Annotated in this window: 12 protein-coding genes; 4 read left to right on the forward strand and 8 right to left on the reverse strand. The window is 45.4% G+C overall.

Going from position 1 to position 16,328, the window contains the following annotated elements; genetic code table 11:
• The first annotated feature begins 4 nt into the window (after window positions 1-4).
• The 3 genes from AC1DLM_RS12100 to AC1DLM_RS12110 are packed head-to-tail and all read left to right on the forward strand — an operon-like array spanning window position 5 to window position 3,769.
• The gene (locus tag AC1DLM_RS12100) at window positions 5-1,054 is read left to right on the forward strand and encodes an SGNH/GDSL hydrolase family protein (protein WP_441988107.1); all 1,050 of its coding nucleotides are present in this window, start codon (window positions 5-7) and stop codon (window positions 1,052-1,054) included.
• A complete protein-coding gene (locus AC1DLM_RS12105) occupies window positions 1,051-1,896 on the forward strand; it encodes an FAD-dependent oxidoreductase (RefSeq protein ID WP_441988106.1) in 846 nt (281 codons plus the stop codon). Before AC1DLM_RS12100 ends, AC1DLM_RS12105 begins: the two co-directional genes overlap by 4 nt.
• Window positions 1,871-3,769, forward strand: a complete 1,899-nt coding sequence (locus AC1DLM_RS12110) for an FAD-dependent oxidoreductase (protein ID WP_477570055.1) — start codon at window positions 1,871-1,873, stop codon at window positions 3,767-3,769. The genes AC1DLM_RS12105 and AC1DLM_RS12110 overlap by 26 nt, the downstream gene beginning before the upstream one ends.
• A gap of 420 nt (window positions 3,770-4,189) precedes the next feature.
• Here AC1DLM_RS12110 and AC1DLM_RS12115 read toward each other — a convergent pair whose 3' ends face one another.
• Window positions 4,190-5,209: a Gfo/Idh/MocA family protein gene (locus tag AC1DLM_RS12115; RefSeq protein WP_441988104.1), complete on the reverse strand. Its 1,020-nt coding sequence runs from the start codon at window positions 5,207-5,209 to the stop codon at window positions 4,190-4,192.
• 2 nt (window positions 5,210-5,211) lie between these two features.
• The gene (locus tag AC1DLM_RS12120) at window positions 5,212-6,054 is read right to left on the reverse strand and encodes a sugar phosphate isomerase/epimerase family protein (RefSeq protein WP_441988103.1); all 843 of its coding nucleotides are present in this window, start codon (window positions 6,052-6,054) and stop codon (window positions 5,212-5,214) included.
• Window positions 6,055-6,204: 150 nt separating this feature from the next.
• Here AC1DLM_RS12120 and AC1DLM_RS12125 point away from each other — a divergent pair, with 150 nt between their 5' ends.
• Entirely contained in the window at window positions 6,205-7,113 is a 909-nt protein-coding gene (locus AC1DLM_RS12125) for an AraC family transcriptional regulator (protein WP_477570056.1), read from the forward strand.
• Window positions 7,114-7,194: 81 nt separating this feature from the next.
• Here AC1DLM_RS12125 and AC1DLM_RS12130 read toward each other — a convergent pair whose 3' ends face one another.
• The 6 genes from AC1DLM_RS12130 to queC form a co-directional block, all read right to left on the reverse strand.
• Window positions 7,195-8,904 carry a hypothetical protein gene (locus AC1DLM_RS12130; protein WP_477570057.1) on the reverse strand — a complete coding sequence of 570 codons (1,710 nt, stop codon included), beginning with the start codon at window positions 8,902-8,904 and terminating at the stop codon, window positions 7,195-7,197.
• A gap of 35 nt (window positions 8,905-8,939) precedes the next feature.
• Entirely contained in the window at window positions 8,940-10,238 is a 1,299-nt protein-coding gene (locus AC1DLM_RS12135) for an efflux RND transporter periplasmic adaptor subunit (RefSeq protein WP_477570058.1), read from the reverse strand.
• A 12-nt stretch (window positions 10,239-10,250) separates the two neighbouring features.
• Window positions 10,251-13,364 carry an efflux RND transporter permease subunit gene (locus AC1DLM_RS12140; RefSeq protein WP_441988099.1) on the reverse strand — a complete coding sequence of 1,038 codons (3,114 nt, stop codon included), beginning with the start codon at window positions 13,362-13,364 and terminating at the stop codon, window positions 10,251-10,253.
• Window positions 13,365-13,471: 107 nt separating this feature from the next.
• Entirely contained in the window at window positions 13,472-14,866 is a 1,395-nt protein-coding gene (locus tag AC1DLM_RS12145) for a sensor histidine kinase (RefSeq protein WP_477570059.1), read from the reverse strand.
• Window positions 14,863-15,540, reverse strand: a complete 678-nt coding sequence (locus tag AC1DLM_RS12150; RefSeq protein ID WP_441988097.1) for a response regulator transcription factor — start codon at window positions 15,538-15,540, stop codon at window positions 14,863-14,865. Before AC1DLM_RS12150 ends, AC1DLM_RS12145 begins: the two co-directional genes overlap by 4 nt.
• A 29-nt stretch (window positions 15,541-15,569) precedes the next feature.
• Window positions 15,570-16,265 carry a 7-cyano-7-deazaguanine synthase QueC gene (gene queC, locus AC1DLM_RS12155; RefSeq protein ID WP_441988096.1) on the reverse strand — a complete coding sequence of 232 codons (696 nt, stop codon included), beginning with the start codon at window positions 16,263-16,265 and terminating at the stop codon, window positions 15,570-15,572.
• Window positions 16,266-16,328 lie beyond the last annotated feature (63 nt).

Consider the following 16,328-nt stretch of genomic DNA (forward strand, 5'->3'; position numbering starts at 1 on the left):
GTACATGATGATCTACAATCAACTTGAATTTCATAATGTTGTGGAATTGGAAGAAAACAAACTATTCCCCGGACTGCGCTTACATCGATATCCAAGAGACGTACGGAATCGATTAAGTACAAGAGGATCCCATATATCCACACAATCCAGCGGTTGCGAGATTCGCTTCGTCACCGATGCCGAGGCCGTGAGGCTGTCGATCTCCTCACTGGAAGAAGACGGAGATCTGATCGTGTTTAAAGGTGATTACTTTCACTCCAACCACCGATTGCAAACAGGTGTCAGACGTACGCTTTTATTAGAAGAGCCCGAACGCTTCAAGAGGGAAAGCCCTGACAGGAAGTTGGCGGAAGAGTCGTCTTTATCGTTCTCGCCCCATGTGTGGAGGATAATGACTTGCCGCTATACAGCGGTATTTCACGAGTTGGATACTTTGGGTCGGAGTGTCCGCCCGCCGCATCAGAACGAAGTGCCTGCGTTAAGATGGCTTGCCTACGGTTCGTCAATCACGCATGGRGGCGCCGCAATCCATTACTACAATTGCTATGCTCAACAGGCCGCAAGACGTCTTGGCGTTGATGTTCTTAATCTCGGTTTGAGTGGCTCGTGTCTCTGCGAGAAAGAAGCTGTGGATTACATTGCAAATCGGAATGACTGGGATATAGCTACGCTGGAGCTAGGAGTCAATATGAGAACGCTCTTTACACCTGAGCAGTTTAAAGAACGGGCATACTATTTAATCCAGACCGTGATTCAGAAGCAGCCTCAGAAGCCTGTGGTCGTCATTACCGTCTATCCGAATGCGGCRACCTATTCGCACATGGATTATCCAGCCAGCAGGAATGAAGCTCAATTTAATCACATATTACGAGAAATCGTCGCCGAACTGGACCACTCTTCGCTTTATCTTATTGAAGGTTACGAGATTATGAAGGAAATGTCATCGCTTGTATTTGATTTGCTTCACCCTTCCGATTACGGCCACATGCTCATGGGTGAGCATATGGCCGCAAAGCTGAGGGAAATTCTTCAAGTTAGGAGTGAGAAATCATGACAGCCTTTCATTCTGATGCTCCTGTATTGATCTATGGAGCCACTTTTGCCGGTCTAGGGATGGCATACAGCTTAGGCAAACAGTCCATTCTTGTTGAGAGGTCCTCACTAGTTGGTCATGAATATGTTAACAGCTATCGTCCGGGACACGGGCTTGCCAACAGACCGACTTCCGGTATCGGACAGGAGTTATATGACGAGCTTGTCAGGCGCAATATTGTGCAAGCGGACGGCGCCGTCCACCTTCCCGGTATTTCACCGGTTCTGTATCATTTCATTCGAAAGCATGACCTGAATATACGTATGATGACGGAAATCACCGAAGTAAGATCATCAGAAGACGGATATGAAGTGATGCTTTACAACACTTCAGGCTCGCAAACGGTGCAAGTCCGAAACATTATTGATACGACTTCAACCTGCGGCTCATCTCATCTGTGGAATCCCCCCATCCTTGCAAAAAGCATTAATGCTATTCTTGATGGTCCTCCACTGGCAGCATCGATAGGCGATTCCGGGCGAAGCTACGAAATGGTACAAGGAGGATTTCCATCGGAGATTTATTTCCAATTTAAGGTAGATAACAAGGACAATTGGATCGTGGCTCGTGACAAATTACATCAATTCTGGATGAACAGGCCGAAGATGCTTCGTCCATGGAAATTGGCGGCAGTTGCCGATACGTTCGATATTAAGGTAAACAAGGGAGCTCAAGTCGCGGCAATGGGCTCGAGCTGGCTGCCCTCTTGCGCTTATGATAATTTCATGGAAGCCTTCGAAGCAGGACTATCCTATGCAAAGCAGGAGGTGAGCCCGAATGATCTTATCAGAGATTGTAAATAAGTCCGTTATTGAAACCCTTGCTCATAATCATTTATTTGATAACGAATATGACATTATTGTTGTAGGACTTGGAACTGMCGGGGCGATAGCTGCTATCACAGCAGCGAAGATGGGGTTGAAGGTGCTGGGTATCGAGCGACTCAATTGTATGGGGGGCGTGGGTACGGCCGGTGGTGTGCTTGCTTATTATTACGGTTCCAAGGGCGGCTTCTACGAAGAAATTGATAAGCAAGTTCTAGAACTGGAACGCGATTCTTACACACCCCAGGTGACGGTGAACGGCGAGTTGAAGAAGTATGTGATGGAACAGAAGGCGCTGGAGGCAGGTGTTGAATTATGCTATGAGGCAACTGCAACTGGCGTCTATCTGGAAGGGTTGACGGTCAAAGGGATACGCTGGATCGACGCTGATGGCGTTCATACCGCTGGAAGCCGCATCGTTATCGACAGCTCGGGAGATGCAGAGGTATGCACGATGGCCGGCTGTCCGACTCGTAAAGGACGCGAGAGCGACGGCCAATCCCAACCTTTTTCTAATGTCATCGTCGCCTTGGAGAAACAAAGAGTTACTTTTGTTTATACCGATTCCGGCTATGTGGATCAGGCAGATGAAGAGGATTTGACTCGGGCGATTGTCGATTCTGCGCTTCTGCATACGCACTTGAAGGATCGATACGACGATCAGCAGCGGTTTCTCCGCCTAGCACCGCTGCTTGGTATCCGCGAAGGAAGGTTTATCGAAGGCGAGTCCAATCTTACCTTTAATGGTTACCTGCACAATCGCCTCACCGATCAGCCCTTATTTTACGCATATGCTAATTTGGATAATCATAGTAAGGACGTTGCATTCGAAAGCGAAACTCAGCAGGATTGGACCGTAGCAGGCAGCATGTGGGGCGTAAACTTCTCAGTCCCTGTCCCGCTCGGGGCACTCATCCCCAAAGGAATGAAAGGCCTAATCGTTGCAGGGCGGTGCCTGGCGCTCGACCATGATCTTGCCCCTTGTGTGCGGATGAAGCGGGATATGCAGAAGTGCGGAGAAGCGGCGGCTATGGCGGCCTATCTGGCTACCCGGCATCAAACAGATCTCTTGAACGTACCTTATGATGAATTAGCGGCACTACTAAGATCAACCGGATGTTTGAATCCGCACAATCATGTGGGAATGAAGGATCGAATCGCCTACGAGGATGAGAAGAATCCGATTATTCATTGGTTGAACGAAACGGTAAACATTCAGAAAGGCTTAAGCAGTGAAAAGCCAGGCCTAGCCATATGGTCAGCAATAAGAAACGGTCCCTCCATGAAACCGCTGCTTCTCGAATGGCTGCAACAGCAGGAGAATGAACATTTGCGCAAGCACAGTTCCTTTGCATTAGCCCTTATGCAGGATGAAGCAGCGCTTCCTATGCTGCGAGCTATGGTCGTGGAACGCGATTCCTTCGTGCCGAAAACGAGCATCAAATATAATAATGCCAGAGGATATACAGCGATCTATTTGCTGGGTAAATTAAAGGACACGGTTATTGTGCCTGAATTGATCGCCTTGTTATCCGATTCTTCCGGAATAAGAAATATAAATGGTTCTACCGAATTTATTGCAGACGATGAAGAGCTATACTTTCAATACTTCACGTTCAGCCTCATGGCATTGTTCAAAATCGGGGACGCACATGCTCATCTGCGCAAGGAAATTGCTGCAGTTATAAGGAAAAGGGTTGAGCAACAGCAGATATCCTTGTCAATTTCGTTTAAACAAACTCGCAGCGACTTTTCGCCTATTCGCTTCTCGATGGAGCATAAAATAAGGCGAATCTCCTCGAATTTCCTTCGCAAGTGGGATGACATTCAAACGCAAAAAATTGCAGACTGATCCGAGAAAAGAAACAGCGGCGGACTAGGAAACGGAAATATGTCCTAGACTGCCGTTTTTGTTGCTGCCACTATTGGCATCGGTGAGCACCTTGAGAGCCGCTGGCCCCGGCATAGTAGAAAGCCCTAACGGCATTTACATCGCCTGGCATGTGTTCGAAGATTATGCTTCCTGCGGTAGTGTGGCAGTGCGGGAAACGGTTCTTTATGCCATTAACCGGTACGTGAACCATCTCCTGTACGTTACGCCTGTCAAAAGGGGGCAAAACATCGAAGTTATCGAAGATGTCATTCCTTTATATGATGTAGAGGTATGCGTTCTACTGCCTACCAGAGCGAGCCGCGTATACTTAGTGCCTCAATTCAAAAAAACCTTAGAAATCAGATACGATTCCCAAGGTTTACATACAGATCTCGCTTACTATTTCACTTCCACCCAAGCCCCTTGCTTGTCTGCCGAAGCCATCTCAGCGACAGCAATTTCAATCGTTTCCCGTGTACTAGCCGGCGTTGCGGTTGTAACCGATTCCCCTGCGAGAAGCGTCTCAATGAAATATTTCAGCTCCAAGTAATAGCCCATCTCTGGTGATAGCTCTGGATTGAATCCAGCCGCATCATTCGGGTTCACTTTCAGGCCGCTCGCGCCAAAAATAATGTTCGCTTTCTCGAAATTGACACGGTACTGCATATCAAAGCCATAATCACCTTCGAGCGTCCAGTCAGCTTGCGCATTGATAACTTTGCCATCCCCGTACAAATAATTCGTAGACACGACATCATAGCCGCTGCCTGGAACTACATTTCGTGCCAAACACGAAACGGATTCAGGTTTTCCGAACAACCAATTAACCATATCGATATCATGAACATGCATATCGAGTAAAGCTCCGCCGCTCTTCTCTTTATCGATTAGCCATGGTCCCCAAGTCGGAGTAGCGCCGCCGCGGTAGAAATAACCGCTTGTTACTTTACCGTAAGTCCCCTTCTCTACAGCTTCTTTCAAATACACATAGGCTGGCCAAAAGCGCAGACACTGTCCAATCATCAATTGCTTGCCATTCGCTTCAGCAGCTGCAATCATCTCTTCACACTCTTGCGGATTCGAAGCCATTGGCTTCTCACATAGCACGTGCAGACCTTTATTTAGACATTCAATCGTAATATCACGGTGCAGGTAAGTCGGGAGAGCTAGATCCACGTAATCCAACTGTTCTTTTTCAATCATTTCGGACACACTAGTGTACTTCGCATAGAGGTTGAAATCGATCGCCGAATCACCTGTATCAATATTTCCAGCAACCGCGTTGCCTTCTAGCTTAACCGGGTCAATATCACATAACGCTACAACTTTAATCGCAACACCTTCTGCTTCTAGGCGTACATAATTCTCCAAATGTGTTCTTCCCATGAAGCCTAGTCCAACTAGTCCGATTCTTAGCATGATTATTTCCTCCCCAGAATAGCATCCATTGCGCCTGATGTGTTATAAACAATTTGCTCACCGTGATGCGTATAGCCTGGGATCATTTCAGCGATCACATAGTCATCATAACCGACGGATTGAAGGGCTTTCATCACTTCCGGATAATTCACATCGCCTGCAAGCAGGTCAACGAAACCATGCAAACCGCCAGCTGCGCGGCGATAATCTTTGAAATGTACTTTTTTAATACGATGGCTCAAAATAGAAATCCAGTGCTCCGGATACCCGGAGAATATAACATTCCCTACATCGAAATATGCACCTACATAAGGTGAATTTACTTTATCAATGAAATCCCGCATTTCCAGCGGTGATAATAAAAATTTGTTCCACACATTTTCAATCCCAATCGAAACCTTCAAAGACTCGGCAACGGCCGAAAGCTCCTGAATGGCTTCAAGGGAGTAGTCATAGGCTTGGTCATATGGAACCACTTCAGAGTCAGGGATGAAATCAACACCTACCGCACCAGGTACGACCAAAATCGTATCAACACCAAGTGCCGCGGCGTGCTCTAGCTGCTTCTTCACAATGTCTTTCGCCTTCTGACGCGTTTGCGGGGCACTGCTTGTCAAGGAATAAGACCAGAATAAGCCTGTCGCTAAGCTGCTTACCTCAATCCCTGTTTCATCAGCATGCTGGCGGTACGCACGAACTTCACTTTCCGTGCTTTCCAGACTAAGTTCACCCGTTTCGTTCAAAGCTAACTCAATGCCGTCGAATCCGGCTTTTTTCGCAGTCGTAATGCAATCTTTCACGCTCATAGAGCCTGGAAATGACCAAATATTTATCCCTTTTTTCATTGATAATCGCCTCCGCTTCTTTCCTTTATTATAAAAGAGTGATGTCCCATTGGATTTATCTATTAAGCCGAATTATTTGCACTTTAGCTAAATTGAATGTGGTAAAATGGCTATATTCGGGAAGAAAATCGCCTAGAGAGGACGGACACCATGGATTTCCCAAGAATCTATTTACAGGAATCACTTTCGATCGAAGCGCTCATTTCCTTTCACTATTTTGAATATGCCAAAGGCTTTGTTTTCGACGGTGAGCAGCATGACTTCTGGGAAATTCTCTACGTGGACAAGGGGGAAGTCGAGGTCCGTGCCGACGATGTCATCCATACCCTCCAGCAGGGGAATATGATTTTCCACAAACCGGAGGAGTTCCATACCGTTCATGTCAGACATGCGCATAAGCCGCCGAATCTCATCGTTATCGCCTTCGTCTGCCATTCTGAGGCTATGTCTCAGCTAGCTAATAAAGTCGTATCGTTAGGCGATCGCGAACGCAATATGCTTTCAATCATCACGCAAGAGGGATTTCATGCGTTCCTCCCTCCCTTCGATTCTCCTTCCGTTCATTTGTTAGAAAGAAACGAAGAGGCATCGTTTGCTAGTGAGCAGCTCATCAAAGCTTATTTAGAAATTCTCCTTATCACCCTTATCCGTAAACTAGRAGCTCGGGGAAACGTTCAGGAAGCTCAGAAATTGAAACAGTCCTCGTTGCAAAAGGAGAAAGCTGAGGTTGGGCTCGTCGGTCAGATTATGGCCTATTTGAGCGATCATCTGGCAGATTCCTTTACCCTTGATGACCTCTGCCAAACCTTTCACCTGGGCAAAAGTCGTATGAAGGAGCTCTTTCAATCCCAGAAGGGTATGGGCATTATGGAAGCCTTCAAATTACTCAAAATCGAGCAAGCCAAAACCTATATGCGTGAAGGCCCTTATAACATAACAGAAATTGCGAGCTTGCTTGGTTACACAAGCATTCATTATTTTTCTAGAGATTTTAAGAAAACCGTCGGGATGTCACCATCGGATTATGCGAAATCTGTGAAAGCTAGGGTACAGCGGTAAACGGAATACTTACACAAGAAACAGCCTGCCAGTAGATTTCTCTACTAGCAGGCTGTTTTTTTCAATATAACGCATATGCAATTATTTCATTACTTTGATTAAACGTTTAGCGATTCCCGTTGGCGTATCAATGGCTTCATAGACATTAATCGTGAATGGGGAGCTGAATTGATCCAAATTAGCCCCTGTCGCATCAAGGATTTGGCTGCCACTAATTAACTTATTAGGCCCATTAAAAGAGGCGTCTTTAGAACCTACAACACGTCCTAAGCTATCCACGATCTCAAATCTTAATTTGGAGAAATTGTTATCAACCACAACATTTGGAGCCTGTGTAATAGTTAGATCCAATTTCACCTTGTAGCTGTATGTCCCCATCGCATATTGCATATTAACGTTTATGTCCTTGAACGTCACATCAATTGGGTACAAGGAAATAATATTATCCGTCGTTTCCTTCTGAAGGTCCGTTTGCAACGCAGCAATCGTCGTCGTATATGGAGCTGCAGCCTGTGCATCTAATATTTTCAAAGCAAAACTTTCACTATCTTCGGATTGTGGAACAATATAGGAATAGCTGACCACATAGCTCAATCCAGGATTCAGCATCGTCGTCACATTCGTTTGACGAACACCTTGGTAGGAGGCACCTAGCTTACTTGTTAGCTCCGTCAAGAATGCTGGTGTTGCTACTGGCGTTGTGCTTGCGTTCGTTAATTTGAACTTCGCTACGGCTGTCTTATAGCCCTCACCTGGATTCTCATGCAAATGCAGCTCCATTAAGGATACTTCCGTCGACTTATCAATCACTTTGGCTTGTGCATTGAAAGTGATCGGTTGACCGATCGTATACGCGGCTGCGGTTGTATTAGCCCCATCTACTGGCCAGTTCATAGCCAACTTAGCTGTTGCCAATTCCGAAGGTTGTCCTCCGTCTTTCGGAACAAACGTATCTGTCGATAGCACGACGACATTCGTTAACGTCACACCGCTTTCCACTGGGATCGCGTAGTGGATGTAGGTCGTTTCTCCTGCTGCCAAGACAACTGGCGCCACTTCTGTACGTTTTCCTTCATAATTCTTCGACTCTGATTGAGCATCTATACGGAATGCGGGTACCGTTTCACGACCTGCTCCCGGATTGTTTACAAGAACAGTCACAACGGCTACACGACCAGCTGCTGTGTTCTGTAGGGAAGATTCCACCGTCTTATACGTAAGTCCTGAATTCACACCAGAAATCGTGAACTCTTGTCCCCACTCTGCACTAGCGATGCTTTCCAGTGCTGCACTGCCCGTACCGCCATACCATACTTGATTAGTTGGCATTGAAAGCAGCGTAGTCTCTACCTTCGGATAAGCATACAAGTCGACGTTCACGAACGAAAGGCTTTCAATCCTACCGATTTCCTTCGAATCAATCGCTGCGAAATAAACAAGCTCTGCAATTTCCTTTGGTTGCAGGGAAGCTTTATTACTTGCACTTGGTTTCAGCGTGTAAGAGATCCCGCTAGATGTTTGCACGCGAAGCTCGTGCTCTGGCACACGATTTTGCGTTGTGCCGCCATTGTACAAGCGAACTGTCACAGCAAGCTGTGAGCCAGTCGCAGTCGGCGTTTCACCTACACTTTTGATAGCAGCGCGAATATCCTCCGTTAACCCATAATTCACAGTTGGTGCGACAACAGTTGGCGTGGAAGGCTCCGCAGCCCATGCTGCGGTACCTCCTTGAACGATCATTGCTCCCAGCATAATGGCTGTTAGACTGGATTTCCATGGTCTTTTTTTCATCTATAACGTCTCCCTTAATATGAATTTCAATGATGCTATTTGGCAGCTGGTGATGCAGTTGGTTGTGCGGATGCTGCAGGGCTTGTCACCTTTTGACCGTCTTTCAAAGTGTTCTGTCCAGTGATGACCAGTTGTTCGCCTTCCTTCACGCCTTCCAGCACTTCTTGGAATTCGCCGTTAATGCGTCCAAGCTTCACTTTCCGTTTCAAGTATTGGTCACCTTGTTGAACGAACACGAAGGTATCGGATTCTTCACGAATGATACTAAGTGTAGGCACGACAGCAACGTTCTCTTCCGTCTCTGTTGTCAATTGGACCAGATAACGTCCACCCGGTTGAATCGTACGATCTGGATTCGGAATATCCAATTCCAGCGTATAAGTTTTGGAAGCAGCACTCATGATTGGCGCTAAGTAGCTAATCTTAGCTGTCCCTTTTTTATCAGGCGTATTCGGGTTATAGTACACGAGCTCCTTCTTGTTTTTCACAAGTTGGTAGTTCGTTTCAGCTAGCTCAGTTTTGATTTTGATAGGATCGATCTGCTGAACTTGACCAACCTTTCCTGCTGCTGCAGATGCTGTTTGACCAACCACGACATTGAAATCTGTCAGAATACCGCTGCCTGGAGCTTTCACTTCGAAATTATCCAAAGAGCGAGTAGCATCCTCCAATGTTAGACGTGCGGATTCTGCTTGTGTTTCAATGCTGGAGATAGAATCCGTATTATCGAATGCGGATAACTTACTATGCGCAGCATCTAAGCTCATTTGAGCATTATCCAACGCTTGCTTAACTTGGTCTACCTGGCGCTGAACCGCAACTCCAGCTTCAAAATCATTTCTGATTTTGTTGTAATCTTGCTGAGCGTTATTCAAAGCCGTTTGTGTACGAGCTACGTTATCAGCTAAATCTTTCCGTGTATTCACTTTATTATCTCGAGCTTGCTGCAAGGAATCCTGTGCACTCTTCACTTGAAGCTCACTCTTCCRTTTAGCAGATAAGGCATCTGTATTATCAATAACGAAAAGGACATCACCTTTCGTCACATATTCGCCTCGTTTCTTCAGAACTTCCGTAACTTCGCCATTCGCTTTCGCCATCACATCGAGTGTTGTTCCGGCTACAACATCTGCCACCTGTTCAATCGGATTACTTATTTTCTGAAGCTTGATCGCTTCCGTTTTGACCGCTTTAGGCGTTAACTGTACGGTTGCCGCATCCTTAGCTCCTGGTGCCGAGCAGGCTGTTGCCAACACCGTCGCAGCGGTTAACAGCGTGATGACCCCCATCCAGCGATATTTGCTATGCCCTCTTCGTGAACCTTCGTTAATCATCGATGTGCCTCCTTATACTTCTAACGAACTCGTTGTCATTTTTTCTTTAGCTTTTTTCCGATTAAACATGTTGCTAATGCGGTTTTTCATACTTTCGATCAACTCGTAAACAATAGGTACAACGACTAGCGTCAAGAGCGTCGAAGTAATCAATCCACCAATAACAACAACCCCAAGACCTTTACCGATCAATCCGCCTTCTGCAGAGATCCCGAGCGCGAGTGGCACTAACGCCATAATGGTTGCTCCGGCTGTCATGATAATAGGACGAAGTCTGATTTTCCCTGCTTCAATAAGCGCATGACGAACGGTATAACCTTCTTCGCGCAACTGTTGTGCACGGTCGATCAGTACGATCGCATTCGTTACGACGATACCAATCAACATGAGGAACCCGATCATGGAAGTTACGGTTAATGGTTCTCTAGCAATGACGAGTCCTAAGAGCCCTCCAATAACAGCTAGAGGAAGTGAGAACAGAATCGCAAATGGTGCACTTGCGTTCCCGAACGCCAATACCATGATCAAGTAGACGACGAAGATCGCAGCAGCCATGGCCACAAATAACTGGGTAAAGCTTTCGTTAACATCTTCGGATACGCCTGTAATTTGCGGTGTAACACCCTCTGGAAGCTCTAGCTCTTTCAAAGCCGAACTTAGCTTGGCACTTACTGCCGTCTTATTGTCTGAATTAATTTTGGCAGAAACTTTCACGAGTTGCGCCTGATTCTCTCTTGCAAGGGAAGCAGCGCCTTTCGTTTCATTGATTTTGGCAACTTCCTTCAATAGAATGGTCGAGCCATTCTGAGCCGTTAACGGGATATTACCCAACTTCTCAAGGGAATCTTTGTCTGTTTTTTCCAATGAAACCGTTGTTGTATATACAATATTATCGAATTTCATATCGCCTAGATTTTGCTTTTGAATCCATGTACGTGCTGAATCTCTTACGGAAGCTGCGCTTAGGCCATAGGCTCTAGCTTTCTTCTGATCAACAGCAATTTCAATTTCTGTTTTGGCATCGCTCAAATTGTCGGCAACTTCGGAAAGCTCAGGGAACGTGTTTAATTTCTCTTTCACCACTCTAGCTGCTTTCTCTAATTGAAGTTGATCATCACCTTGGAGAGTGTAGGCGAAGTCCGTACTTGACACTCCGAAGTCACCTTCCATAGATTTAGGTTCAACTTCAGAACCACTCGGCAATTCAGATAAAATATAAGCTTTCGTTTGATCCTTCACTTGTTCAGGATCCACTTTGTCATTCACTTCAAGGAAGATTTGAGACGCATACGGAATTTGCTCATCATCTTTACCCGCATAACCAACAAGTGCTTCAACAAATTTAAATACCGGTTCGCCTTTTGAATCCTTCAGGTCTAACAACACCGTTTCGATTTCTTTTGTTTTGCTATCCGTCGCATCAAAGGATGTTGAATAAGGCAATTTTAATTGGAAATACATGATGTGCGATGGACCTGATGCAGGTAAAAAGGCAACTGATAAGAACGGAATCGTTCCAGCCATCGTCCCAATGAGCATGACTAAAGCGACTAGAAGCGTTTTAATTTTATTTTTTAAACTCCACGTGAGCACTTTTTCATAAAACATGGTCAACTTCGTTGGCTTAGTTTCATCATGCTGTACTTTACCTGGTTTACTACGCAGCACTAGTAATTTCGAAAGCATCGGAATAACCGTTAAAGCTACAATTAAAGATGAAAGAAGTGCACAAGCAATCGTTAAAGCGAAAGGTCGGAAGAAACCACCTACAACCCCAGTTACCAAAGCAAGTGGAGCAAATACCCCTACAGTAGCCAAGGTAGATGACGTAATCGCCATCGAAACTTGTTTCGTTGCCAAAGCAATAACGGATTCTTTCCGTTCCTGCGCTTTTTCCAAGGAAGCATAAATGTTCTCAATAACAACAATCGAGTCATCGACAACCCGTCCAACCGCGATAAATATACCACCAAGTGTCATCGTGTTGAGCGTGAGGTTTAATTGCGACATTAATAATAATGTGATCAAAATGGAGAGCGGAATCGAGACGAGTACGATCAACGTCATTCGTACATTGCGTAAGAAGACAAGAATCATAAGTGAGGCAAGAACCGCGCCTACAATCCCTTCACGGACAAGTCCAGAGATCGATTCTTTGATTTGATCCGCACTGTCAAAGGTGCTTTTGAACGTAATGTTCGGTAACGTTGTTTTCCATTCTGTAATGTTCTTCTCAATTTCATCGGAGAATTCAACGGCATTCGCACTGCCAGCTTTGTATAAAATCATCCCAATTGCTGGCTTGCCATCTAAACGTCCATTGAAGTCGGATTCGCTAATGGCCTTTATTTTGGAGACTTGATCCAAGGTAACAATGGCACCTTTAGGCGTCGTAATCTCTACTTTTTGCAGATCATACAAACTGGATAAGTTGCCTGTTACTCGGGTCATTTTGCTATTACCATCGATTTCAACAGAACCGATCGGTGTTTTCGTCGCCGCGGTATTAATCGCATTGCTCACCATGCCTGGTGACAAACCGTAGACATCTAAGGCTGATGCATCTAGCTCAATATCGAGTGAGGTGTCTCTAGCCCCGATAATGTCCATATGATCGATCCCTTTAATACCTTCAAGACCTGGTTTAATCGTATCTTTGAACGTTTTATCAAGCTCTGTTTGGCTGACTCCCTCGTTCGCATAAGCGACTAAATAGTTGGATGGGAAGGATGCTGCACCGAAGGTAGATGCTTTAGGAGCACCTGCCGTTGCCGGTAAGGAAACCGTGGAAAGGGCATCCTGTACTGCTAGCTTCTTTTTGTCAACATCGACATTCTGTTTGAACAAAATAATAACCATGGAGAAATTATCACTGGAAGTGGACTGGATGGAATCTAAATCTTCCAGATTCGCCAGCTTCTTCTCAATGGGTACCGTAATTTCATCCATAACGTCTTTAGGTGCGCCCGTGTAGGTCGTTGTAACGGCCACAACAGGGAAGGAAACGTTCGGCATGTTCTCTTCCTTGAGCTGTGTTGCTGAATACAAGCCGCCTACAAAAAGCATGATCATGATGATGAATAACGCGGAAACGTTTTTCATCGAAAACTGTGTGAGTCGATTCATTCCTGTACTCCCCTCAACTAATGATTGTGAGATAAAGAATACAGGTTCAATATGAACTCAATATGAACAAAACAAAAAAACTTGGTGAACAATCCCAAGTTTCTTGTTCAACTCTTTTTATTTGGTGAGTGCGTTGTCGGTAACGTTATAAGAAATCCCGTGCCTTTGCCTACTTCACTTTGCACCTCAATCGATCCATCGTGCATATCAATGATCTTCCTAACAATAGCAAGTCCAAGACCACTGCCGCTATCACGCTGCCTGGCTTGATCCACCTTATAGAAACGGTCAAAAATACGACCTTGTTCATCGATTGGAATACCGATCCCGTTATCTTGAACCCATATTTGAACCCGGTCACGCAGTGGAACAAGCTTAATATAAATATGTCCACCCGTAGCTGTGAATTTAATCGCATTACCAATCACATTTATCCACACTTGACTTAATTGATCGCTGTCTGCAAATATTTTCACACGAGGCAGGGCTAGATCCAGATCCAACTCTTTCAAAGACCATTGAGGTTCATAGAAAACAACAATACGACGCAACTGCTCGTCCAAATCATAGATCGTTGGATGAAACGGATGATGTTCGGATTCCAGCGAAGCTAGCTTCAGTAGATTCTCACTTAGACGAGAAAGACGTTCACTCTCACGTTCTATGATCTCCAAGTATTTGTTCCGATCATTATCATCGATATCCGACTCCCTTAACGCTTTGGAAAAGCCGCGAATTGAGGTCAGTGGAGACTGAATCTCATGTGAAACATTTGAAACGAAATCCTGACGCATCTGTTCCAGCTGCTTAAGCTCGCCAGCCATATGGTTAAAGCTCTCTGCGAGTTTGCCTAATTCGTCCTTATTACTTACATTCACATTGACGTTAAAATTACCTCGAGCCAGCTTCTCTGTCGCTAGGGTCAGCTTCTTCAAAGGATTCACTAAATATCGCGAAGCGATTAGAATAAGAATGCTCCCCACACTGAGGACGATGCCGAGAACTGATACGATCAATGTCTGGAGTTGGCCGCGTGCAGCATCTGTGATGTTCGTATGTATGAATAATGCGTAGCTCTGATCGCCAACGATCAGCGGCACGCCGACTTTAATGCCGTTAATGCCGCGTAAAGGTGCACTGAAATCCAGGCTTTTATAGATATGACCCTTCAATACGTCAGCAACTTCGGACGATTGTATGGGCGGCCTCCCTTTTACATCCACAGGAGTCTGCCCTAATGAAACGCCGCTGGAATCAAATAGTGTGAACAAATAATTTTCATTCAGTCGATTGCTTCCTGCTACAAAGGAATACAGGTTCTTCGGCTGCACTTCATTGCTTAACGTGACAATTTGATTTCCTACGGCTAACATCTCAGATTGAAATTTTGTTGATATCATGTTCGTAAAAAAGTACTCGGCCAAAGGAAATGCGACAAGCACACTGACCACTACAATCGCCAGAAAGGTTAAAACCACTCGCAAATATAGCGATTTGATCATACCTTCACCTCAAGCCTATAACCTAATCCGCGTATCGTTGTAATTTGAAAACCATCCGAATAGGGCTCAAAGCGTTCCCGCAAACGTTTGATATGGACATCAACCGTTCGATCATCACCTTCATAATCCATCCCCCAAATTTGCTCAATCAGCTGGGTACGCGTAAAGATTTGACCCGCATGACTTGCGAACTTGTAGAGAAGTTCAAATTCCTTCAATGGCAACGTAATCCGTTGGTCTTGATAGCGTACTTCAAATGTTGTACGATCGATGGTCATTCCACCAATGAGAATGACTTGTGAGGAATGAATCCGGTATCGCTTTAACAACGCCTTGACTCTCATGACTAACTCTACAGGATCAAAAGGCTTTACTAAATAATCGTCGGTGCCGAGCTGAAAACCTTTTACCTTATGAATAGATTCACTCTTCGCGGTCACCATCAACAACGGAAGTTCCGGGTAATGCGATCGCAATTCTCGGCACAGCTCCCAGCCATCCATCAGCGGCATCATGACATCCAGCACGACTAAGTCAGCAGGAACGGATTCCATAAGACTTAGCGCCTCTTGGCCATTGCTGGCTTGCACAACCGTTAGGCCTTCCCCTGCCAAATAAACGCGGATCAACTCTCGGATATCAGCGTCATCATCAACAACCATAATACGAGTCATGCAGGCACCGCCTTTCTCCAACCATACAACTACAGTAAATAAGCGATCGGATCCTTAGAACCCGCTTCTTCGAAACCTTTCAAACGCAAACGACAGCTATCGCATTCACCACAAGCTTCTGCTTTACCATTGTAGCAGGATGTTGTCAGTTCATAAGGAACACCGATTTTCAATCCTTCTTCTATGATCTTCGCTTTTGTCCAGGAAATCAGAGGTGTTTCAATCGTAATTCCCTTGCCTTCGACTCCAACTTTTGTAGCTAGTGCGATAACTTCTTCTACTTTGTGGATGAATTCAGGCCGACAATCCGGATAACCGCTGTAATCTAGCGCATTCACACCGATATAAATAGCCTGAGAGCCTGTTACTTCTGCGTAAGAGGTTGCAATGGAAAGAAATAAAAGATTCCGTCCAGGTACGTAGGTTACTGGGATTTCTTCAACTTCTGCCCCCTCCATCACATTTGGAACATCTATCGAATCATCTGTGAGTGCACTGCCACCGAAATCACGCAGGAAATCCAATTTAATGATTTTGTGACGCGCTGCAACTCCATAATGCTCAGCAACTTGCTTGGCATTTTCGATTTCAATCTTATGACGCTGTCCATAGTCAAAAGAAATCGGAAACAAGTCATACCCCGCTTCCTTCGCTAGTCCCATACATGTCGTACTATCTAAACCGCCGCTGAGAATAATGACGGCTCTTTTTGTGTTTTCACTCATCGTAAGCACCTCTTTCTTATAATTGGAAAATGGCACTGTACACATGGTGTACAATGCCTGCTG

The sequence above is a fragment of the Paenibacillus sp. 01T442 genome (assembly GCF_056398345.1).